Genomic DNA, 19,735 nt, shown 5'->3' on the forward strand with positions numbered 1-19,735 from the left:
TCCATGAAGAACCTGGCCCATAGCGCATCCTTTGATTCGGAGGATAAGGATGCCCCATCAAAGCCTGGGATCAAACAGTTAGGGTAAGGCAGCTCGAGCGAATCTTCATCAGCCGCTTTCTGGCTTCTGCCACACGCTTCTGTTCCAACCTTATGCGGTCGCACAGCGCAAGGTTGATCCCTACGCCGCAGTCCTCTTCCAGCATTTCCTTTGCGTGATTGAGAGAAGTCTCTGCGCGCTTTACGCTCTGCCTGGCCCTGGCCAGTTCCAAGTTCCGTACGTCCACTGTATCCGCATCCCAGATTGCGGTCCCTTCAACAACGAAACAGCCGCGCGCAAGTTTTTGTTCCGATTGCCGGGGACGCAGACGACATGTCCTGCTTCGATCGCCTGTATGGAAAGCGTCGGCAGGTTTTCTCTGGCATCTATTTGGGTGTTGAAATTTGGTGAGCGCGATGGGATTCGAACCCATGACCTACTGATTAAAAGTTCATTCTGGAGCATTTCGGCAACCTCTTGATCCTGTTCGATATTCCTCGTGTCCGCGCATTAAGCTGTTGATTCCTAATGGACATGTTTTGACAAATCATGACGCCGTGCGACAATGCCAGCATATAAACGTTCGTCGATTTGGCGGACACAGTGCGGACACGAGAACCGGGCAATGTCTCTGAAGCTCACCGATACCATCGTCGACAAACTCCCCCTTCCTTCGGCCGGCAACAAGATCACTTACGACGATGACGTCAAGGGCTTTGGCGTCCGCGTCACGGCAGCCGGCGCGCGCTCGTTCATCCTGAACTATCGCACGCGTAGTGGTCTGGAGCGTCGTTACACGATCGGCTCCCGCCCCGATTGGAAAACCGGTCCAGCCCGCGAAGAGGCTAAGAACCTCAAGAAGCAGATCGACGTCGGCGCCGATCCCATGGGTGCAGTTGCCGCCGCGCGCGATGCAAAGACCGTTGCCGATCTCTGCGACCGCTTCGAAAAGGAACACCTCACCAAAAAACGGGACTCGACTGCTCGGGATTACAAAGCCCTGATCAAGAACCACATCCTGCCGGCCCTCAAAAACAAGAAGGTGGCAGAGGTCGAGTTCACCGATATCGACGGTCTGCACCGGAAGATTTCAAAGACCGCTCCTTATCTGGCAAACCGGACTATCGCGGTCCTCTCAAAGATGTTCGGCCTTGCCATCAAATGGCGGTGGCGGACAGACAACCCGGCCAAAGGCATCGAACGCAATGACGAGCAGAAGCGCCACCGCTATCTGTCGCCGGCCGAGCTAGCGAGGCTGACTGAGGCGCTGATCACGCTGGAGGATCAACAGGCGGCAAACATCTTCCGGCTGTTGCTGCTCACCGGTGCGCGCCGTGGAGAGGTTCAGGCGGCGAAATGGGACCAGTTCGACCTTGCTGCCGGGGTATGGACTAAGCCGAGCTCGACCACCAAGCAAAAGACCATGCATCGTGTCCCGCTGTCTGCCCCCGCCCGCTTGCTGCTCACCGAGCTTCGCGGAAAGGCCAAGGATGATGCGGTGTATGTGTTCCCTGGCCGTGGTGCCGACCACCGCGTCGAAATCAAGAACGAATGGCGGGAAGCATGCATCGCCGCCGGCATCGTCACCGCCACGGCCATCGCCGATGGCAAGGGCGGGGAAAAGGTCGTGTTGACGCCATCAGCCCGCATTCATGACCTACGCCACACATATGCCTCTGTGCTGGCCAGCGCCGGCCTTTCCCTGCCGATCATCGGGGCACTGCTCGGACACTCACAGCCGGCCACCACGGCCCGCTATAGCCACCTTATGGACGATCCATTGCGGCAGGCGACAGAGCGCGCAGGATCGATTGTGATGGCCAAGGACGGCGACGACGGCGCCGAGGTCAGGCCCTTGAATGGCGTGGCTGCACGATGAAACCGCCCTTTCCGCTCGGAAGCTCATCGCCGGCTGACATTCACGCGAAGTGGCGGGAGCGGGTCCGAAGCAGCACGGTTGAACCCGATGAGCCGATGGAACAGCAAAGGGCGACGTTTCTCCGCGACCCGTCGATAGCGGAGATCCACCGTCGCAGTCCGCCCTCCGATCCGACAGAAGGCGATGAACGCCTGAACCAAATACTGGGCATGCTTAGCGCGGATGACACGGCCGGCGCCGGTTCGCCTCTCATATTCATGGTCAAGTTTCTTGAGATCGTTGACCATTTCGTCGATGGCTCAGCCCGCGAGGATTTCCGCGTCTCGCGAATGGCCGCTGCACTCGACGATATCTCGGAAGGTGCGGGGCTGCTCGCGCCCTTGCTCCGAGGGGTGGTCGAACAGCTTGATGCTATCGGCAAAGAGGTGGGCGGACCGCTTGATGAATTTGTGAATCTGTCCATCGGCAGTGACATCGATGATCTATTGCATCGAATTTCTCTGTCGGCCGGCGCTGCCAGGGGAGCCATAGTTCGAAAATATGGATCAGGCGACCCGGACTTGCCAGACAGGGGTTCGGGCGGCGGTCGCGGGATTCATGCGAGCTTATATGGGTCGCCAAAACAGAAGTTCATTCGTCATCTGGCTTTTCTCTGGCACGTGGAGGCGGGCAAGCCGCTGACGAGCACGAACACTGGACCGTTCGCTGCGTTTGTACGATTGGCCTATGCATTCGCCACAGGAAAGGACGACGAAAAGGCCCTGAAAGACGATATCGGATTGGCTGTCAACGCCATGAAGAACAGGGGGCGAATTGCCGCTAGGGCTTCTGAGCATTTCCGGAAATCGATGGAGCTTCGCGCTGCCGGAAATTTAGCCGAAGCAGACTTCATGGCTAGGCGCGCAGAGCGGTTACAGAACCGCTTGGCAATCCCACGATTTGAACGCAAAGCAAAAAGAACAACCCTCGCAAAATAGGCAGGGTTGTTCGGACGACCCGATGCTTGGCGGTAAATAGGTTCTCGCTGTCACCTCACCGAAAGGAGTGTCAGCGAAATGAGCCTACTTGACGAATACCTAGACCGCCCTGCCCTCGCGAAGGAATTGCGGGTCAGCGAGCGCACCTTGATCCGGTGGCAGCGTCTTCCCGACGGCCTTCCCTATGTCGAACTCGGCGGCCGCATTTTCTACCGCGTGCCGTCGGTCAAGGCATGGATCGAGGCGCTGGAGCGCAGGCCGAACCCTCGCCGGAGGGCCGCGTGATGACCAACAGCGGCATTGACCATCAGGACAACCCGAAAATTCAGGAAGCGGCCGAGTACCTGGCTGGCCCTTATCAACGCGAAGGTGGCCGCGCCGCTGTCCCGGAACTCCGGTCCCGGTTCGGCATTTCCGCCGCCGAGGCGATTGAGGCGATCAGGATTGCCCAAGCCATCAAGATGGCGAGGGCGACATGATGCAGACGCCTCTTGAAATGCGAAACCTCGCCGCCGGCCAGGGCAACGAGGTTTCAGATGTTCAGAACATTCCAAGCAGCAAGGAACATCAGCCTAGCGAAAAACGGCTAACCCCGCAAGCGCGATGGCAGGCCCGGAACCCGCTGAAACGCTGGTGCCACACCGCAACGGCTTCGGCCATGAAACGCGGAATTCTGGTGCGCCAGCCTTGTCAGAATTGCGGCGCCGAAAAGACAGACGCACATCACCGAGACCATCGTTTTCCTCTGTCTTGTGAGTTTTTGTGCCGGCGCTGTCATAAGGCCGAGGAACGGCGGCTGAGGCGCGAGGTGGCCGAATGAGCGCCCGAAGCTTCACCAAGGTATCGCCGGCCGTCTGGCGCTCCCGGAGGTTTATCAGCTTGCCGGACGAGGCGAAGGTAGGATTTCTGTATCTCCTCACCAATGCCCATGTGACGAGTGCGGGGGTTTACGAACTCCCGCCGGGGTATGCTTGCGCGGACCTCGGCTGGACTGATGCGGCGTATGAGAGCGTACTTCGCGAGCTGGTCGAGGTTGAGTTGATCGACCGCGACGGCGATGTGATCCTAATAGAACGCTGGTTCAAGCATAACCCGCCGACCAATGACGATCACGCCATAGGCACGCGCCGCCGGCTCCAGGCGATCGAGAGCGACCGGTTGCGAGAGAAGGCCGTCGTTGGCTTCGATGAGGTCAACGCGGCCCGCATCGAACGGGAAGCACAGAAGGCAGCGGACAAGTCCGCAAAGGCCGCTGGAATGTCCAGATCGGTAGCTGAGACCATCGGAACGACTTCGCGTCTGATGGGCACTCGACTGATGCGGCGGGGTGGACAATGACACCCTGTAGACACCCTGTAGTGACCCTGTGCACACCCTCTGTAGGGGTAGTTTTACACCCTGTCACAGGGTGTGCACACACCAAGACCAAGACCAAGACCTCAGACCGAGACCTGAGACCGGCGAAAACTTCGAGCGCCGAAAACGTCACCAACGCCGCATGGCTTTGGAGGAAGAGGAGTCCAGATCTAACCGCTGGCGCTCTTCCTCGACGGCGGCGCCCATGACGCTCCCGGTCGATCTTGCCGAGCCGGCCAGGCGTCTTCGGCGCGTCCGCGCGGCTCTCTCTGAAGGCAGGCCGATCGATCCCGAGGATGCCGGCCCACTCATTGCCGCCATCGATTCCCAACTGATCGGCGGCTCGTTCGAAGCTGAGTTCGGATTGTCGGCACCTGGGCGCGGCAAACGGAACGCTCGACGCGCGCTCCTGATCGAGGAACGCGACGATGCGCTGCGCAGCATGGCGGAGCAGATCGGCACGGAAATCGGCGATGCCAATAGCGAAGGTGTCTGGGACGTTTTCGAAGCGCTGCAAGCTTTCGCCGATTACAGATGGCCTGCCCTCCGAGACGCTGCCACTTGCCCACCCGAACTGGATGAGGCCGACGCGCTGGCCTGGACGATCCTTCAGGGCAATGGCGGCAAGCCGCCGTCCCGCCGCTGGCTGGCTGAGTTCTTCCGGCAATAGGTCACGCGGAAATCGGATTTCGGCGTGAGGCCACTTTTCAGGGTCGCGTAAACTGCCTCCAACTCAAAGGAGCACCTATGGACGACGATCTGCTTTTCTTCAACGCCAGCGACGGACCGATTTACGATCGGCTTCCCGGGCCAGGCCGCGCGAAACTCTTGGCGATGATCGAGGCCAAAGACGAGGCCCATGCGGTCCTGTCGCTTATGGGCGATAAGGTGGACGAGGCGCGGCGCCAGCTTGATGAGGCCGAACGAGACCACAGGCGGCTCGAACTGGCCATGCAGCAGGGAATGCTGCGCAAGGAAGAACACTCGGACAATGGTCGCCTAGTCCACAGCGGACCGGACGTTGAGCGATTGGCGGCGGCCAAGGCCAAGGTAGACAAGGCTCAGGCCGAGTTGAAGCGCCTCAGTGATCTGCACGCGAAAAAGCAGACGCCATGGCGGGAGCTTGCCGCGATGGTCGCGCGGCTGGAACGCTACGTTCGAGATTCCGGCAGTTCTCGCCTCACTGCGGCCGAACCTATGACGTTCAAGCTGAAGACCGGCGACAAGCTGCTTGGCGACCTCAAAGCCATTCGTGCGACAATCTCAAAACTGAAGGCCGATCGCCGCGACGTGCTGACGGCGCCTGTCCCCTCCAGCGAAGCCAAGGCATTCGCCCGCGCCTGGGTGCAAGCCGAGGCAGAGAAGGCCAAGCCCCGGCTCTATGGCATCCTCGACGGCGGCGCGCAGGCTGGCCTCGAATTTCCAGTGGAGCCGATACACGTAAATGCAAGCGTCATCATAGACGGCGGATCACATGGACAGGCGCGAGGCACAGGCGGCGCCGTCAGTGCTGTAGCGCTGCAATGCTGGATGAACCCGGATGCCATGATCGCCGCGCTCGAACGCGACATCGCGGCAATCGCCGATGACTCCCGGGCACTTGATCCGGCCGAGCGTGCCTATCGCGACAATGAGCTTGCAGGCCAGTTGCTCGAAGCAGAGCGCACCGAAGAGGCGATGGTCGAGGCCGCGCTATCGGAACGGCTTGAGGTGAAGCGCAGACCGGATGCAGATCCCCGCGCCATCCTCTGCCTTGCCGACGATCTCCCCGAGCTTCGGGATTAAGTTTCAACATGAGCATGGTGGTTAGTTCCTTCGCTATGCGGCCGGACGGCGGAAGCTGCCCGGCTTCACCGTCATTGCCTGCGTGGTTCGTCATAGCGCGTGGGCATCGCAGGCAGGATAGCGCTCGGTGCCGCCGTCCTGCCTGCACCTCCTATTGTCGACGCGTTGCCACTCCTCATCGCATCGGCAGGGCCGGATGTTTCACAGCGGTTTCATCCGGCCCACTCATTGCCACCGTGTCGGCGAAGATCGGCATGCTGGTAAGGGCTGGGTATATCTTCGCGGGTGCACCCAGCCCGCTCCATTCGAATGCCCCGGGTAAGGCAGCGACGGCTGTCTGCCTTGGTGCTAGGGCCGGGCACGCTGTTGGGCTCGGCCCGCTCCATCATCTCGAAACTTTGGGTCCTGGTCAGGCGATACATGCAATGCGGGACGGCTTAGCGCTCGCTCCCCCTAGCTACAGGATTCAGCGCTGCTCCACCACAGGGGGGCGGCCATGGGCATGACCAAGCAGATTTATTCTATCTCTGCGCTTGCTGTTGAACTCGGCCGCGACCGCCGCACGGTTGCCGGCGCGTTGGATAGAGTCGTCCCCGACGGCATGGTGAAGGGCGGTCATCGCGGCTGGTATCTGCAAACGGCGCTGAAGGCGTTGAAGGCCGAGCCGCCAAGGCAATTCGACCCTTCCGATGGTCCGCTCGGCACCATGCTCGACAGGCTGGAAAGCTGGCGCGAAATTTACTCGGGCAAGCCTTTAGACCTCAGCATAGAGGAAATGGCCGAGATCATCGGTCATCCCGCGTCCTCGGTACTGACCTGGCTGCGCGCCGGCTGTCCCTATGCGAAGCGCGGTGATTTCGAGACTGGCGACGGCTTCAAGCTTCGGGCGCCCTGGGTCGTCGACTGGCTGTGCTCAACCTCATTCATTGCCCGCAAATCGGGCGACGTGGCCAGCGCCGCAAAGCTCCAACTTTGAAAGGATTTCCGTCGTGACCATCCCGACAACTTTCCCCGCACACTGGCGCGCCGCTATCGAGCGTGGCGACGCCTCCGGCTTCACCAACCGTGAGGACATGATCGCATTCTTCACCGCGACCGATGTCCACGAAACCTTCATGAAATTCACCGGTGACGAGAAAGATCACGTCGTCGAGATGCGTAGCCAATATCACGACGAGTCGCTCGATGCCCGCCTGCGCCTCCACGCGAAGGACCGCGAGGCGGCAAAGGCTGTCATTGCGCGCAACAGGGCCAATTTCGGGACTGGCAACGCTCCCGCCGCCATCCCTCCCGCCGCCAAGGCTCCGGAAAAGCCAAAGGCCAATCCCTGGACGAAGGTGGTCGAGCACTTCAATGCAGATTTCGCGGCCGACATCTACGCCAAGCGGGCAAAAGCCAGAGGTGTCTGATGGACTGGCAAGCGCTCCTCTATAACCCGGTCTACTCGTCTCTCGGCGTGCCGGCGACACTGACGCTGTGCGGGGGCTTTCCGATCAACCTGACTGTGCTCGACAAGACGGCGCCGAAGACAATCAGCTTCAAGGGCGTCGACGTGCTCGACATCGGGCCGGCCGCCGCCGTTCGGGCCACTGACCTCGCCGACATCGATCCCGCCGACTTACGCGACGCCGAACTGACGATGAATGGGCGCTGCTGGCGCGTGGTCTCTCATCAGCCGTCCCCGGCACCGACTGGCGAGGGACAAGGCGAAATTCTCCTCCTGCTCTCGGATGACCTCCATGGCTAAAAATACGATCACGCAACGAATTGCGCTTGATGGCGGCGAGGCCATCAAAGACCAGTTGAAAGCCATGGGCGCCGCCGGCGAAAAGGCTTTCAAGGATCTTCAGAAAGCAGCAGCCGGTGCCGAATTCCAAAAATTCACCGCCTCGTTAAGCAAGGCGCGAACCGACCTCGTCGCCTTCGGCCAGAACATTGCGATCCTGGGCACAGCAATAACGGCTGCCGTGGGCGGTGCCGGCGCGGCAGTCCTGGAACTCGCATCGTCGGCCGGCGAGGCCGCAGACCAGGCCGGCAAGGCTGCGCAATCGGCCGGTGTCACGACCCAGGCTTACACCGAATTGGCCTTTGCCGCGAAGATGTCGAACCTCGAACAGGCCGACCTTGACGCCGGCATGGCCCGCCTGAACAAGACGCTCGGCGCCGCGGCTAATGGCTCGAAGGCGGCCGTCGACCTGTTCAAGCAACTCGGCGTTTCAATCCGAGATTCTACAGGCCATCTTCGCTCACCCGATGCCGTTCTGCTCGACCTGGCCGACGCCTTCAGCAAGCTCCCCGATGGTGCGTTGAAGTCGAGCCTGGCAATCCAACTCTTCGGCAAAGCCGGCGCCAAACTGCTGCCATTTTTGAACGAGGGCAAGAAGGGGTTGATAGACCTCGGCGCCGAGGCGAAGGCGCTCGGCGTGACGTTCACCGATGCCCAAGCGAAGATCGGCGACAACCTCGGCGATGCACTGGATAGTGTTGGCGCCGCCGCGCGCGGTGTGAAACTGCAGCTCGGCCTGATCTTTGCGCCGGCCATCACCCAGGCAGCGACCGCATTGACGGAGCGCATCAAGCAGCTTCGCCCCGCCATCCAGGGCTTTGCCCAGGACATCGCCGACAAGGCGCTGCCGGTCATGCTCGACTTCGTCAATGCCCTCACCGGCAACGACGCCGACGTTTCGAACAAGTGGGTGCTGGATTGGCGAGACGGCGCCATCGCCTTCGGTCAATCGATGCAGGAGGCCGCGACCATAGTCATCGCGGCGATCGACAAGTTGCGGGCCGGCCTCGATCTCACTGCTACTGCCTTGAACGACGTGTTCGGCACGAGCATTTCCGGCGACGCAATCGGCCTGGTGCTGATCGCCGGGCAGATCACCGGCGGCTTCAAGGCGCTCTATAGTTCGGTCATTGCCGCGAAGAACGCCATCGTGCTGTTGTTCAATCTGGCGAAGGCAAATCCATGGGTCGCGGCGGTCACCGTCATAGCCAGTGGCATTGCCCTATGGGCTACGCGCACCGACGGCGCGACCGCCGCGCTACAGCGGCACGAGGGATTGGTCGAGGGCGTCAAGAACGCCTATGTGCAGGCCGGCGGCGCCGTCAAAAACATGACCGACGAGATCAGGAACGGCCTGATCCTCCAGACCCGTGCCGCACTGAAAGACTTGGTCCCGGCTTTCGAGGAAGAGATCAAACGCCTTCGCGACCTGGCGGCGGCGCCAGCGAAAGAAAACCCGTTCAGTCAGGCATTGAAGGACTTCGCCAACGGCGGCAGTCTCGACGCATATCTGAAGGCGGTCGCAGAGATCGGCGCATCGAATCCCAAGCTGAACGATGCGGCCGTGGCATTCCTGAAGCTGGCCGAGGGCGCGAAGGCGCTTGAAGACAAGATCAAGCCTTCTGCCGACTTCCTCGATCTCCTCACCGGCAAGATTTCGGATGCCGATTTCAAGGCTCGCGGTGCCGCCAACGGTCTTGGAGAATTCGGCGATGCAGCCAGCACTGGCTTGAAGAAGGCGGGAGCTGCCGCCGACGAGACGAAGGGCAAGGTCGAAGCGCTCGGCCAGACGATCACCGTCATTCGCGGCGGTGGCGACAAGCTCACCTCAGAAACCTTCAATGTCGTCAACGGCGTTGCCCAGAGCGCCCAACAGGGCAAGCAGGCAATTGATGGGCTTAAGAGCAGTGTCGACGATACCAGCACCTCGGTCGACGGTGTCAGCAACGAGATCACCAACAGCATCAGCCAGATCGCGCCAGCCGCCCAGCAGGCCGCAGACGGCTTCAATAGCTCATTGGGCAATCTCGATGCTGGCGCAGCCCAGGCAGCCGCAGAAGCCATCGTGGCACCGTTCTCGACGCTACCGGGCAAGCTCTCTGCCATCCTCAGCGGCATCCGGGCTTTGCTGCAGGGCGGCTTCAGCGGCCTTCAGGGCATCGTGGCCAGCCTGGCCGCATCGATTGAAAGCGCGATTGCCCGCATCTTGGCATCCCTCCGGGCAGCAGCGGAGGCAGCACAGCGCCTTCGTGCGCAGGCCGCATCCGGCGGCTCGGACAGCGGCGGCTCGCATGGCGGCTTTGCCCGAGGCGGCCATATCGCCCATGGGCCTGGCACCGGGACCAGTGACTCGATCCTGGCCCGCCTGTCGGTTGGCGAATTCGTCATCCGGGCAAAGGTCGTGAAGGCGCTCGGCGCGGATTTCTTCGCTGCGCTCAATGCCGGTGTCATGCCCAACATCGAGGCGTTCCGGGGCCTGTCCAAGGGCTTCAGCGTCGGCGGCATCGTTGACGGCATGACCCGGCAGATGGCGATCCCAAGGTTTGCCAGCGGCGGTCTCGCCAATCTCGCGCCCGCTTCCGGCTCCTCCGGCAAGACCGTTGCCGTAAAGCTGCAATACGGCCCGACCGTGCAGGATGTCATCGACCTTATCGGCCAGGCCGACCCGGTGATGCGGTTCCAACGCTTCGCGCTCAATGAGGCGACGGCGAGCGCCGGCAGGAGGCCAAGATGATCGAGAAACCCGAAAGATGGTGGGCGCCGAAATCGCCCGAGGAAGCCGCCGAACTAGAGCAGACCCAGCAGGCCTTCAAAGCGCAATTCGGCGACTTCGCAGCCTTGCTGACGGATGGCTTCTGGCTGGGGTGTTCGCCGGATGGCCAGTACCTCGGCTTGCAATTCAAGGATTTAGACGGATCGATCCATCGACACGCGCTCCCGTGGGAAATTGTCGATGTATTCTTCACGCAGTTCTCCGTCGCGGTTGACGAGATGGGCCAGCGGCAATTCGCGCTGAAGGAACCGGAGGGCGAAGCCTGATGCTCGCACCCTATTTCCTCGGCGGCGCTGTCCGCGGACGCGCTGTCCTTGTTGGGGGCAATGCCGGCGATGGGGACGGCGGGTTTGTCGACCAGCCTGTCGTCACCACCACCTCGACGGGCGACACGACGATCAAGGGAAAGGTCAAGGCGGGTTCGTTTGGCAAGTTCGTTTTCCCGCTCGCCGCGCTAGGAGCGGGGCAGAGATATACATTCCGCTATACGCCACAGTTTTCGCAATTGTCCCAGCAAGGCAAGCTGGCAATGGTTGGGTTTGGGCTTAAGAGCAACAACGACTTCCATATCGTCGGGCTGCGCGGCGACGGCTCGACGGGGCTCAACAAATACAAAGTCTACGGTGCCGCTCCGAACGGTTGGAATAAGGACACTGGGCACACCACGGTTGATGGTGGACCAGCCGCCAATGGCACCCAGGCTGGGCCGAACTGGATCAGAATCGACATCGCGGCCGATGGCGCAAGCTACCTGTTTTCGACATCCCCAGCTAACGACAATTGGACGGCGGAATTCTCCGCCTCTGCGATGACGCCATTTGCGAATGCCTCGGCGGTGCTGACTTTCGGCATCGCGCTTTGGTTCAACAACGCAGATTCCGGACCGTTTTCAATCCTGCTTGAGCAGTTCGTCGACGCAGTTTCCTTCTCCGATCGTCAGGCGATGGTGCCGGGCGATTTCATCAATTCACAGCAAGGCCGCCAATCCATGGTGCCTGGCACCTTCATAAGCGAGGCCTGATCCGATGACCCTTCGTTACCTACGCTCTGGCGCTGCCGGTGCCGCTACTGGTGTTGACTGGGCTAACGCCTATTTGACGCTCGCTGCAGCATTGACCGCATCAGCGGCGGGCGACACGATCTATGTTTCAGAGGATCACGCCGAGACGCAGGCGAGCGGTATGACGCTCACATCGCCCGGCACCGCCGCATCGCCGGTGCGGGTGATCTGCGTCAACCATTCCGGGACCGTTCCGCCAGTCTCAGCCGATCTCAGGACAACTGCCACCGTGTCTGTCACCGGATCAACTGTCATTACATTCGGCGGCGTGTCGAGTGACACGGAATACGAGGGCATTACATTCTCGGCCGGATCGTCGAACCTAGCCACCAGAATTGATATTGCTACAAACAATATATCGGTATCACTGAAGTTCAAAAACTGCCTACTGAAACTTAATTCGACATCCACGGGTAGCATTATCAATGTTGGGGGCACGTCAACAAGAGGCTGCTTCATAGCCCTTGAAAACACGCAGCTGCAATTCGGCTCTACTGCACAATCCGTCGTCATTGCTGCCGCTTTCGTTTGGCGCGACACGGCCAGCGCGCTAGCGGGGGGTACATTCCCGACCACCCTGTTCACCAACGTCAGCAACGGAGGCGGGGAAGCTGATGTCGCCGGGGTCGACCTTAGTGCCATCACGGGAACGATATTCGGTGGCGGGGCCAATTCCGCAGCGCTCCGCTACATAATGCGGGATTGTAAGGTCAATGCTTCGGCTACGATAGGGGCGGCACCTACAGCGCGCGGGACATACAAGGTCGATTATATCCGTGCGGATTCCGGCGGCACCAATTACAAACAGGGCCGGATTACCTATGACGGGTCTACCAAGGAAGAAACGACCATCGTCAGAACCGGTGGCGCCACTGATGGCACCACGCCCCTTGCCTGGAAGATAGTCACGACCGCGAACGCCAGCCGCCACTTCCCCTATGAGACGCTTCCGATCGCGATCTGGAACGATACAACAGGCTCGAGCATCACGGCGACTATCGAGGGCATTGCCGCCTCCCTGCCGAACAACGACGAGATTTGGATCGAGGTCGAATATCTGGGGTCGTCGTCATCGCCCAAGTCGTCGTTCGTCAGGACATGCCCGGCCGACACGTTGGCCGCTGCCGCAGCAGTCACCACAAGTTCATCAAGCTGGGGCGGATCGACATCGGCGTTCAAGCTCGCGGCCACCTTCACGCCCCAACAGAAGGGCTGGATCCTCGTGAGGGTGTGTGCGGCGAAGGCGTCGGCGACGTTCTATATCGATCCGAAGATCACGCTCACCTAGGCGTTTCCATGGAAAGCCTTGGACCAATAATGGCCTGCTCAACCGGCCAGCGCTCGGCCCAGGGCAATGCCAAGGCCGATCGCAAGGCCGATGGTGAAGTTCGCCGCTACCTTCGCAGCGAACGCGCTCCAGCGGCTTCCCTGGCTCGCCTGAGAGGCTTTTAAGGCGCTGGCGATGTCGTCGAACGCGTGTTCCATTGCTGAATGTTAGATCGAAACCGCGAATCTGTGAATCCCCGGTTTGTTCCTCATAGCTACCGCCGGTCACGGAAGGTGTTCCTGGCTATCATCCATGACGGGATCGACAGGGCGGCAAAATACGCGGCGCCGACATTCTCGCCTTTACCAAGCAGGTAAATGGCGACCGCCGGATTCGCCACCGAAGCGAAGACGATGACGCAATACCACCAGAGCAAGAGTGCTCTCCCCATCAGCCTTTCCGCAGCCTGACGCCCGCGCCACCGCCTTCCCCTTCGTCGAGGAAAATCACGCCAGCATCCCGGAGGGCGCGCTCCAGCACCTCTACGGTTGCTGGTCGCGCTGCTGTTGCTCCGTTCTCGAACAGCGTCAACGTTGCGATACCTATGCCAGCCGCCTCAGCCAGCCGTTGCTGGTTCCATTTGATAAGCGCGCGCGCAGCGCGGCATTGATCCGGCGTCATTTCCATCCCCTCAAAGTAACTTATCCAATTAATTCTTGCCAGACCTATAAAAAATTTATTGACAAGGAATAAACGGATTTGCCACGCTTCCTTAGCGGCAATCACGCCGCAAAAAAAAGCCCAAAGGGGGGCAATCCTAATGTTGAAGAAAATCACCGCTCCGGCGGACGGCGGAGCTTTGCCTAAATCCAAGCTTACCGCCTTTATCGAGGCCTGCCTTGATCCTCTGCCGACCGCGGTGCTGGTGGACACCGCCTACAACACCCAGTTGAGGCGGGCGCGCAAGGCAGCTTGGCGCGAAGCGGAGCGAATGACAGGGGCATATAGGGATGCAATTAATCTTGCCAGTTATTTCCATAGGCCCGTCGTCGGCCTCGAACCCCTCCACAAGATTCTGGGTGGGGGGAGAAGGCAGGAACTTGTCGATGAATGGCGGCGGCTGACAGCTCGTCAAATTCTGACGCCGGCGCCGGACAGCAGCGCACTCAAATGGAAGCGCAGCGCTGCCAAAAGAGACCTTTTGCCGATCAGCGCCGAACAGATCGCTACGGCAATAGCTGCTGATGAGGCTTGGTTAGCCGCGCATCCAACCAAAAAGACGGGGTGGCTTCCGTGAGCGAGGCCCTTGCCGAACCAGTCGTCATTCTCGACACGTTTGTACAGGGCGTGGGTCGCGTGGAGGAGATCGCGGCCAATCTGTTCCGCGTATCCTATTACGCCACCCAGCGCGCCTATGACGGAAGCCAGGAACGCGTCTGCGTGGCTAAGTTCATCGTCACGGCCGACACGATGGTCGCGATGGCGAACGCCACAGGGGCCAGGGAAGCGGCTCGACGGTTAATGGGTGAGTCGCACTCGCCGATGAACTGAGCCGATTGCCTGCTCATTCTGAACCACCAACGGCCCGGCGGCTTCGGCTTCCGGGCCTTTTTTGCGGACATAGTGCGGACACCAAATGTCTGCGGACACAGAAAACCGCCCTCACCTGCCGCAAACACTTGATTTTGTGGGGTTTTTGGTGAGCGCGTCGGGGTTCGAACCCGAGACCTACTGATTAAAAGTCAGTTGCTCTACCGGCTGAGCTACGCGCTCCCGCGGGCTCGAAACGCCGCCCTCGAAATTGCGCGGAACATAGGGAGAGTGCCGCGGCCGGTCAACCGGAAAAAGACGGGCTTCCAAGGCGGATTTTTTGAACGGTTTCGAAGGGGCGCCGAGAGTATTTGCGAACGGCTTTCGATGCCTGCGCCAATGGCCCGACTCCGGGCTACTTCAGAAAGCCCTCAAAAAAATCCATACAATAATAATGGCCTGAAACAATGGGCTGATGGTGGAATGAGGAACCATTGCAACCGGGGGCCGTTCCGCAAAACAGGGACGACCCGTCAACCATCGAGGAGAAGATCAATGAACAAGATCGCATCGGGCCTGTTGGCAACCGCTCTCTCGGCCTCGTTCGTCGTGGCGGAGATGGTGCCCGTCAACGCCCAGCCGGCCTATGTACCGCAACCCCAAGGCCTGTCGTCAGATGTCCAGACCGTACAGTATCGGGATTGGAGAAGGCACCGTGCCTTCAACCGGGATTTCTCGCGTCGTGGTGACGCCGTCTACTGGAACGGCCATCGCGGCTATCGTGAGTATCGCCGCGGCTATCGCCGGCATGGCGACTACTGGTTCCCTCTGGCAGCTTTCGCCACCGGCGCGCTGATCACCGGCGCCATCGTCAACAGTGAGAACAACCGCGTCTATCGCGGCAATTCCCATGTCCAATGGTGCTATGACCGCTACCGCTCTTATCGCGCCTCGGACAACACCTTCCAGCCTAACAGCGGTCCTCGTCGGCAGTGCGTGTCGCCCTATTGACGGCTTCCGGTCAGTACCCAGGGCCTTGACCGACCGAGCCCGCCCCGTAGGGCGCGGGCTCTCTCTTTCTGATTTGCTTGCTTTGCAACGACGGACTTGGTCAGTTCGCCCATCGTATAGTCTTGAAAACCAAATATAGAGCGCCGCCTTCACCGCGCGGGGAGCGGTAAGCTCCAAGCGCATTGCAAACCCGCACCATCGCCGCCGTCAGTTCCCAGCCGAGTGCTTCCAGGTCACCGCCCGTATCGTCCACATAGGCTTGGGCCAGGTCGTCCACGCCCTTTTCTTCGCCGAAGGACCGCACCAGTTTGGCGTCGCTGAGAAGGTCGCCAGGCAAGTTCGAATTGGCCCACGCCCAGAGCCAATTGCCGGCCTTGCCGCTGGCGGAGTCCGCAATCTGGATTTCCGAAACGACCTTGACGCCACTCTGGTCGGAAAACACCAGCTTTCCTGCCGTCAAGTCGTAGTCGTAGCGCGACCAGCTGCCGAGGCGGAAATCCTTCGCCAGGCGCGCATTCTTGGCCGTGAGCTGTTCGAAGGCCTCATCACGCCAAGCAGGATACCAATCCGGCTGCATTCCCCTCGCCCAATCCCGTAAATCGCTATCTCACATTTAGCGTCCTGCGCACCGCATCGCGCCATCCGGCCAGTTTCGCCGAGCGCATTGCGGCGTCCATCTCCGGCTTGAAGCGCCGCTCCAGCGCCCAGCTCTTGGCGAATTCTTTCGCTTTCGGCCAGACACCCGCCTTCGACCCGGCAAGCCAGGCCGCGCCAAGCGCCGTCGTCTCCAGGATCGTCGGACGGTCGACCGGCGCGTCGAGAATGTCGGCGAGCCGCTGCATCGTCCAATCGGATGCCACCATGCCGCCGTCGACGCGAAGCACCGTCTTGGCCGAGGCGCCTTTCCAGTCCTTGCGCATCGCGTCGAGCAGGTCGCGCGTCTGGAAGGCGACCGATTCGAGTGCCGCGCGCGCAAACTCGGCCGGACCCGAATTGCGCGTCAGGCCGAAGATCGCGCCGCGTGCATCCGCGTCCCAATGCGGCGCGCCGAGGCCGACGAAGGCCGGCACCAGGTAAACCTGCTGCGCCGGATCGGCGCTCGCCGCGAGCGCACCACTTTGCTCCGCCTTGCCGATCACCTTGATGCCGTCGCGCAGCCACTGCACGGCGGCGCCCGCAATGAAGATCGAACCTTCCAGCGCATAGGTGGTCTTGCCGTTCAATCGGTAGGCGATCGTGGTCAGAAGCCGGTTCCTCGAGCGGACCAGGTCAGCGCCGGTGTTGAGCAGCGCGAAACAGCCGGTGCCGTAGGTGGACTTCATCATGCCGGGTTCGAAACAGGCCTGGCCGATGGTCGCTGCGTGCTGGTCGCCGGCGACGCCGAGGATCCGCATCTCGGCCCCGAAAAGGCTCTTCTCGGTGACGCCGAAATCATCGGCGCAGTCCTTCACCTCAGGCAGGATCGCGGCCGGGATATTCAGGATCGAAAGCAACTCGTCGTCCCAGACATTCTTCTCGATGTTGTAGACCAGCGTACGCGAAGCGTTGGTCGCGTCGGTGGCGTGCACTTGGCCGCCGGTCAATCGCCAGATGAGAAAACTATCGATGGTGCCGGCGAGCAACTCGCCGTTCTCGGCGCGCTTCCTGGCACCCTTCACCTTGTCCAGCATCCAGGCGATCTTGGTGCCGGAGAAATAGGGGTCGAGCAGCAGGCCGGTCTTCTTCGTGAATGTCTTCTCCAGCCCCTGCTTCTTCAGCTTCTGGCAGAGCGGCGCCGTGCGTCTGTCCTGCCAGACGATCGCGTTATGGATCGGCTTGCCGGTCGCCTTGTCCCAGATCACGACCGTCTCGCGCTGGTTGGTGATGCCGATCGCGGCAACATCGGATGCCGTGCGCCGGGCTGTCTTCAGCGCCGATTTCACCGTGGCGAGAACGCTCGTCCAGATGTCTTCCGGGTCGTGTTCGACCCAGCCGGAAGCCGGATAATGCTGCGTGAATTCTTGCTGGCCCGTGCCGGCGACTTTCATCTCACCGTCGAACAGGATCGCCCGGGTCGACGTCGTTCCCTGGTCGATCGCCAGCACAAAACCGCTCATTCCATCCCTCCACTTCTCATGCAACAGGGGAGACGGCCAAGCCGCCTCCCCCGCATTTCTGAATGGGCACGTATGCCCGCGCTATGTTTTACTTCTGCCAGCTCTTGACCAGCTCGTCATAATTGACGGTGACCGGCTTTTCCTTCTCGTTCTCGATCTTGAGCTGCGGCGCAAGGTTGCCCTTCGAGACGGCGTCCTTGTTCCAGTATTCGAGATCGTGCTCTTCGGCCATCTTCGGGCCGATGTCGCCCTGCACGCCGGACTTCTCGAGGCGGGAGAGAACCTTCTCCTGGTCGGCGCAGAGCGAATCCATCGCTTCCTGCGGGCTCTTGGCGCCCGAGGAGGCGTCGCCGATGTTCTGCCACCAGAGCTGCGCCAGCTTCGGATAATCCGGAACGTTGGTGCCGGTCGGGGTCCACTGCACACGCGCCGGCGAGCGGTAGAACTCGATCAGGCCGCCGAGCTTCGGCGCCCGTTCGGTGAAGCTCTTGTCATGGATGGTGGAGTCTCGGATGAAGGTCAGACCTACCTGGCTCTTCTTCACGTCGACGGTCTTCGAGACCACAAACTGCGCATAGAGCCACGCAGCCTTGGCGCGGTCGGTCGGCGTCGACTTCATCAGCGTCCAGGAACCTGCGTCCTGATAGCCGAGCTTCATGCCGTCCTTCCAGTAAACGCCGTGCGGCGACGGCGCGACACGCCATTTCGGCGTGCCGTCATCGTTCACGACCGGCAGGCCGGGCTTGGCCATGTCGGCGGTGAAGGCCGTGTACCAGAAGATTTGCTGCGCAATCGTGCCCTGCGAGGGCACCGGCCCTGATTCTGAGAAGGTCATGCCCTGCGCTTCCGGCGGCGCATAGGCCTTCAGCCAGTCGAGATATTTCTGGATGGCGTAGACCGAGGCTGGACCGTTGGTGTCGCCGCCCCGGGCGACGCAGGAGCCGACGGGACGCGACTTCTCGTCGACCTTGATGCCCCATTCGTCGACCGGCTTGCCGTTCGGAATGCCCTTGTCGCCATTGCCGGCCATCGACAGCCAGGCATCGGTGAACCGCCAGCCGAGCGACGGATCCTTCTTGCCGTAGTCCATGTGGCCATAGACCTTCTTGCCGTCGATCTCGCGGCCGGTGAAGAATTGGGCAATGTCCTCATAGGCCGACCAGTTGACCGGCACACCGAGGTCGTAGCCGTATTTGGCCTTGAAGTCCGCCTTGTTCTTTTCGTCGTTGAACCAGTCGTAGCGGAACCAATAGAGGTTTGCGAACTGCTGGTCGGGCAGTTGGTAGAGCTTGCCGTCCGGCGCGGTGGTGAACGATTTGCCGATGAAGTCGTCGACATCGAGCATCGGATTGGTGACGTCCTTGCCCTCGCCCGCCATCCAGTCTGTCAGGTTGCGCACTTGCTGGTAGCGCCAATGCGTGCCGATCAGGTCGGAGTCGTTGACCCAGCCGTCATAGAGGTTCTGGCCCGTCTGCATCTGGGTCTGAATCTTTTCGACGACGTCTCCTTCCTGGATGACGTCATGCGTGACCTTGATGCCGGTGATGGCCGAGAAGGCCGGCGCCAGCACCTGAGATTCATAGGAATGGGTGGCAATGGTTTCCGACACCACCTTGATCTCCATGCCGGCAAACGGCTTGGCGGCGTCGACGAACCACTGCATTTCCTTTTCCTGATCGGCGCGCGAGAGCGTCGACAGGTCGCCTATCTCCTTGTCGAGAAAGGCTTTTGCCTCGTCCATTCCGGCATAGGCATGGCCCGCTCCGAGCAATAGAACAAGGGCCGTCGTCGATGTTAGTAATTGCCGTCGCATGTGTCTCCTCCACTTAGGTTTCAAGTTCGATCCGAAGCGGGCCGCCAGCACGCGGCCGCTCCGGCTATTCCCCCTCTATACGTATCGGAATACGCCAATAGCGTAGACCACGGAGAGAGCGAGAGCCCACCACAGGTTGGGTCCTACCAGGCCCAGCCAAGCGAGATGGATAAAGGCGCTGCCGAGCAGCGAAACGAAGAGGCGGTCGCCGCGCGTCGTCTCGAAGCGCAGCACTCCGATGCGAGGATTGCCGCCGGGCGAAACATATTCCCAAACGCCCATGCCGCAGAGCATCAGGGCAATGACGATGAAGAAGGCGGCCGTCGGCCACGTCCACGCCATCCACGAGAAGTCGAGGTTCAT

25 protein-coding genes and 1 tRNA gene are annotated in these 19,735 nt (G+C 60.8%); 18 read left to right on the forward strand and 8 right to left on the reverse strand.

The window, feature by feature from the left end:
* Window positions 1-664: 664 nt before the first annotated feature.
* The 15 genes from LB553_RS07130 to LB553_RS07200 all read left to right on the forward strand — a co-directional run bounded on the left by LB553_RS07130 (window position 665) and on the right by LB553_RS07200 (window position 12,943).
* Window positions 665-1,918 carry a tyrosine-type recombinase/integrase gene (locus tag LB553_RS07130; protein ID WP_224511886.1) on the forward strand — a complete coding sequence of 418 codons (1,254 nt, stop codon included), beginning with the start codon at window positions 665-667 and terminating at the stop codon, window positions 1,916-1,918.
* Complete coding sequence (locus LB553_RS07135; RefSeq protein WP_224511887.1) at window positions 1,915-2,895, forward strand: hypothetical protein; 981 nt, start codon at window positions 1,915-1,917, stop codon at window positions 2,893-2,895. The genes LB553_RS07130 and LB553_RS07135 overlap by 4 nt, the downstream gene beginning before the upstream one ends.
* Window positions 2,896-2,973: 78 nt before the next feature.
* The gene (locus LB553_RS07140; RefSeq protein WP_224511889.1) at window positions 2,974-3,180 is read left to right on the forward strand and encodes a hypothetical protein; all 207 of its coding nucleotides are present in this window, start codon (window positions 2,974-2,976) and stop codon (window positions 3,178-3,180) included.
* Entirely contained in the window at window positions 3,180-3,374 is a 195-nt protein-coding gene (locus LB553_RS07145; protein WP_224511892.1) for a hypothetical protein, read from the forward strand. The genes LB553_RS07140 and LB553_RS07145 overlap by 1 nt, the downstream gene beginning before the upstream one ends.
* A complete protein-coding gene (locus tag LB553_RS07150) occupies window positions 3,371-3,715 on the forward strand; it encodes an HNH endonuclease (protein WP_224511894.1) in 345 nt (114 codons plus the stop codon). Before LB553_RS07145 ends, LB553_RS07150 begins: the two co-directional genes overlap by 4 nt.
* A complete protein-coding gene (locus tag LB553_RS07155; RefSeq protein ID WP_224511896.1) occupies window positions 3,712-4,233 on the forward strand; it encodes a hypothetical protein in 522 nt (173 codons plus the stop codon). Before LB553_RS07150 ends, LB553_RS07155 begins: the two co-directional genes overlap by 4 nt.
* Before the next feature lie 166 nt (window positions 4,234-4,399).
* Window positions 4,400-4,921 carry a hypothetical protein gene (locus LB553_RS07160; protein ID WP_224511897.1) on the forward strand — a complete coding sequence of 174 codons (522 nt, stop codon included), beginning with the start codon at window positions 4,400-4,402 and terminating at the stop codon, window positions 4,919-4,921.
* Window positions 4,922-5,079: 158 nt separating this feature from the next.
* Window positions 5,080-6,036, forward strand: coding sequence for a hypothetical protein (locus tag LB553_RS07165; RefSeq protein ID WP_224511899.1), 957 nt, complete (start codon window positions 5,080-5,082; stop codon window positions 6,034-6,036).
* 502 nt (window positions 6,037-6,538) lie between these two features.
* Window positions 6,539-7,012: a hypothetical protein gene (locus tag LB553_RS07170; RefSeq protein ID WP_224511900.1), complete on the forward strand. Its 474-nt coding sequence runs from the start codon at window positions 6,539-6,541 to the stop codon at window positions 7,010-7,012.
* Window positions 7,013-7,025: 13 nt separating this feature from the next.
* Window positions 7,026-7,445 (forward strand): hypothetical protein, encoded by a 420-nt coding sequence (locus tag LB553_RS07175; RefSeq protein ID WP_224511902.1) that lies wholly within the window; start codon window positions 7,026-7,028, stop codon window positions 7,443-7,445.
* Window positions 7,445-7,783 carry a hypothetical protein gene (locus LB553_RS07180; RefSeq protein ID WP_224511904.1) on the forward strand — a complete coding sequence of 113 codons (339 nt, stop codon included), beginning with the start codon at window positions 7,445-7,447 and terminating at the stop codon, window positions 7,781-7,783. The genes LB553_RS07175 and LB553_RS07180 overlap by 1 nt, the downstream gene beginning before the upstream one ends.
* On the forward strand, window positions 7,776-10,556 hold the full coding sequence (locus tag LB553_RS07185; protein ID WP_224511906.1) for a hypothetical protein: 2,781 nt from the start codon (window positions 7,776-7,778) through the stop codon (window positions 10,554-10,556). Before LB553_RS07180 ends, LB553_RS07185 begins: the two co-directional genes overlap by 8 nt.
* On the forward strand, window positions 10,553-10,861 hold the full coding sequence (locus tag LB553_RS07190; RefSeq protein WP_224511908.1) for a hypothetical protein: 309 nt from the start codon (window positions 10,553-10,555) through the stop codon (window positions 10,859-10,861). Before LB553_RS07185 ends, LB553_RS07190 begins: the two co-directional genes overlap by 4 nt.
* A complete protein-coding gene (locus LB553_RS07195) occupies window positions 10,861-11,616 on the forward strand; it encodes a hypothetical protein (RefSeq protein ID WP_224511910.1) in 756 nt (251 codons plus the stop codon). The genes LB553_RS07190 and LB553_RS07195 overlap by 1 nt, the downstream gene beginning before the upstream one ends.
* A gap of 4 nt (window positions 11,617-11,620) precedes the next feature.
* Entirely contained in the window at window positions 11,621-12,943 is a 1,323-nt protein-coding gene (locus tag LB553_RS07200) for a hypothetical protein (RefSeq protein ID WP_224511912.1), read from the forward strand.
* Window positions 12,944-12,981: 38 nt separating this feature from the next.
* Here the strand turns inward: LB553_RS07200 and LB553_RS07205 are convergent, their stop codons facing one another.
* Genes LB553_RS07205 through LB553_RS30670 form a run of 3 tightly spaced genes read right to left on the reverse strand, consistent with a single transcriptional unit; the run spans window position 12,982 to window position 13,759 of the window.
* Window positions 12,982-13,140, reverse strand: coding sequence for a hypothetical protein (locus LB553_RS07205; RefSeq protein ID WP_224511914.1), 159 nt, complete (start codon window positions 13,138-13,140; stop codon window positions 12,982-12,984).
* Between the two features lie 56 nt (window positions 13,141-13,196).
* Window positions 13,197-13,373, reverse strand: a complete 177-nt coding sequence (locus LB553_RS07210) for a hypothetical protein (RefSeq protein WP_224511916.1) — start codon at window positions 13,371-13,373, stop codon at window positions 13,197-13,199.
* A complete protein-coding gene (locus LB553_RS30670; RefSeq protein ID WP_224511918.1) occupies window positions 13,373-13,759 on the reverse strand; it encodes a helix-turn-helix domain-containing protein in 387 nt (128 codons plus the stop codon). Before LB553_RS30670 ends, LB553_RS07210 begins: the two co-directional genes overlap by 1 nt.
* On the opposite strand from LB553_RS30670, the gene LB553_RS07220 reads away from it, so the two are divergent.
* Both LB553_RS07220 and LB553_RS07225 read left to right on the forward strand, forming a co-directional pair.
* Window positions 13,743-14,219, forward strand: coding sequence for a hypothetical protein (locus LB553_RS07220; protein ID WP_224511919.1), 477 nt, complete (start codon window positions 13,743-13,745; stop codon window positions 14,217-14,219). The two genes, LB553_RS30670 and LB553_RS07220, sit on opposite strands and share 17 nt — an antisense overlap.
* Window positions 14,216-14,473 (forward strand): hypothetical protein, encoded by a 258-nt coding sequence (locus LB553_RS07225; RefSeq protein ID WP_224511921.1) that lies wholly within the window; start codon window positions 14,216-14,218, stop codon window positions 14,471-14,473. The genes LB553_RS07220 and LB553_RS07225 overlap by 4 nt, the downstream gene beginning before the upstream one ends.
* A 146-nt stretch (window positions 14,474-14,619) precedes the next feature.
* On the opposite strand, the gene LB553_RS07230 is transcribed toward LB553_RS07225, so the two are convergent.
* Window positions 14,620-14,695, reverse strand: a tRNA-Lys gene (locus LB553_RS07230).
* A gap of 312 nt (window positions 14,696-15,007) precedes the next feature.
* On the opposite strand from LB553_RS07230, the gene LB553_RS07235 reads away from it, so the two are divergent.
* A complete protein-coding gene (locus tag LB553_RS07235; protein ID WP_224511922.1) occupies window positions 15,008-15,463 on the forward strand; it encodes a BA14K family protein in 456 nt (151 codons plus the stop codon).
* 100 nt (window positions 15,464-15,563) lie between these two features.
* Here LB553_RS07235 and LB553_RS07240 read toward each other — a convergent pair whose 3' ends face one another.
* The 4 genes from LB553_RS07240 to LB553_RS07255 all read right to left on the reverse strand — a co-directional run bounded on the left by LB553_RS07240 (window position 15,564) and on the right by LB553_RS07255 (window position 19,735).
* Window positions 15,564-16,040 carry a DUF6882 domain-containing protein gene (locus LB553_RS07240; RefSeq protein ID WP_224511925.1) on the reverse strand — a complete coding sequence of 159 codons (477 nt, stop codon included), beginning with the start codon at window positions 16,038-16,040 and terminating at the stop codon, window positions 15,564-15,566.
* Window positions 16,041-16,065: 25 nt separating this feature from the next.
* Window positions 16,066-17,559: a glycerol kinase GlpK gene (gene glpK, locus LB553_RS07245; RefSeq protein WP_224511927.1), complete on the reverse strand. Its 1,494-nt coding sequence runs from the start codon at window positions 17,557-17,559 to the stop codon at window positions 16,066-16,068.
* Between the two features lie 88 nt (window positions 17,560-17,647).
* A complete protein-coding gene (locus LB553_RS07250) occupies window positions 17,648-19,372 on the reverse strand; it encodes an ABC transporter substrate-binding protein (protein ID WP_224511929.1) in 1,725 nt (574 codons plus the stop codon).
* 75 nt (window positions 19,373-19,447) lie between these two features.
* Window positions 19,448-19,735, reverse strand: a complete 288-nt coding sequence (locus LB553_RS07255) for a DUF2160 domain-containing protein (protein WP_224511930.1) — start codon at window positions 19,733-19,735, stop codon at window positions 19,448-19,450.

It is taken from the genome of Mesorhizobium sp. CA8 (assembly GCF_020164955.1).
Classification (GTDB): domain Bacteria; phylum Pseudomonadota; class Alphaproteobacteria; order Rhizobiales; family Rhizobiaceae; genus Mesorhizobium.

Coding starts and splice junctions, on each gene's coding strand:
- LB553_RS07135 (WP_224511887.1), top strand. CDS start 1,915: ATGAAACCGCCCTTTCCGCTCGGAAGCTCATCGCCGGCTGACATTCAC.
- LB553_RS07145 (WP_224511892.1), top strand. CDS start 3,180: ATGACCAACAGCGGCATTGACCATCAGGACAACCCGAAAATTCAGGAA.
- LB553_RS07210 (WP_224511916.1), bottom strand. CDS start 13,373: ATGGGGAGAGCACTCTTGCTCTGGTGGTATTGCGTCATCGTCTTCGCT.
- LB553_RS07195 (WP_224511910.1), top strand. CDS start 10,861: ATGCTCGCACCCTATTTCCTCGGCGGCGCTGTCCGCGGACGCGCTGTC.
- LB553_RS07255 (WP_224511930.1), bottom strand. CDS start 19,735: ATGAACCTCGACTTCTCGTGGATGGCGTGGACGTGGCCGACGGCCGCC.
- LB553_RS07170 (WP_224511900.1), top strand. CDS start 6,539: ATGACCAAGCAGATTTATTCTATCTCTGCGCTTGCTGTTGAACTCGGC.
- glpK (WP_224511927.1), bottom strand. CDS start 17,559: ATGAGCGGTTTTGTGCTGGCGATCGACCAGGGAACGACGTCGACCCGG.
- LB553_RS07130 (WP_224511886.1), top strand. CDS start 665: ATGTCTCTGAAGCTCACCGATACCATCGTCGACAAACTCCCCCTTCCT.
- LB553_RS07235 (WP_224511922.1), top strand. CDS start 15,008: ATGAACAAGATCGCATCGGGCCTGTTGGCAACCGCTCTCTCGGCCTCG.
- LB553_RS07205 (WP_224511914.1), bottom strand. CDS start 13,140: ATGGAACACGCGTTCGACGACATCGCCAGCGCCTTAAAAGCCTCTCAG.
- LB553_RS07190 (WP_224511908.1), top strand. CDS start 10,553: ATGATCGAGAAACCCGAAAGATGGTGGGCGCCGAAATCGCCCGAGGAA.
- LB553_RS07155 (WP_224511896.1), top strand. CDS start 3,712: ATGAGCGCCCGAAGCTTCACCAAGGTATCGCCGGCCGTCTGGCGCTCC.
- LB553_RS07150 (WP_224511894.1), top strand. CDS start 3,371: ATGATGCAGACGCCTCTTGAAATGCGAAACCTCGCCGCCGGCCAGGGC.
- LB553_RS07180 (WP_224511904.1), top strand. CDS start 7,445: ATGGACTGGCAAGCGCTCCTCTATAACCCGGTCTACTCGTCTCTCGGC.
- LB553_RS07220 (WP_224511919.1), top strand. CDS start 13,743: ATGTTGAAGAAAATCACCGCTCCGGCGGACGGCGGAGCTTTGCCTAAA.
- LB553_RS07185 (WP_224511906.1), top strand. CDS start 7,776: ATGGCTAAAAATACGATCACGCAACGAATTGCGCTTGATGGCGGCGAG.
- LB553_RS07240 (WP_224511925.1), bottom strand. CDS start 16,040: ATGCAGCCGGATTGGTATCCTGCTTGGCGTGATGAGGCCTTCGAACAG.
- LB553_RS07250 (WP_224511929.1), bottom strand. CDS start 19,372: ATGCGACGGCAATTACTAACATCGACGACGGCCCTTGTTCTATTGCTC.
- LB553_RS07140 (WP_224511889.1), top strand. CDS start 2,974: ATGAGCCTACTTGACGAATACCTAGACCGCCCTGCCCTCGCGAAGGAA.
- LB553_RS07200 (WP_224511912.1), top strand. CDS start 11,621: ATGACCCTTCGTTACCTACGCTCTGGCGCTGCCGGTGCCGCTACTGGT.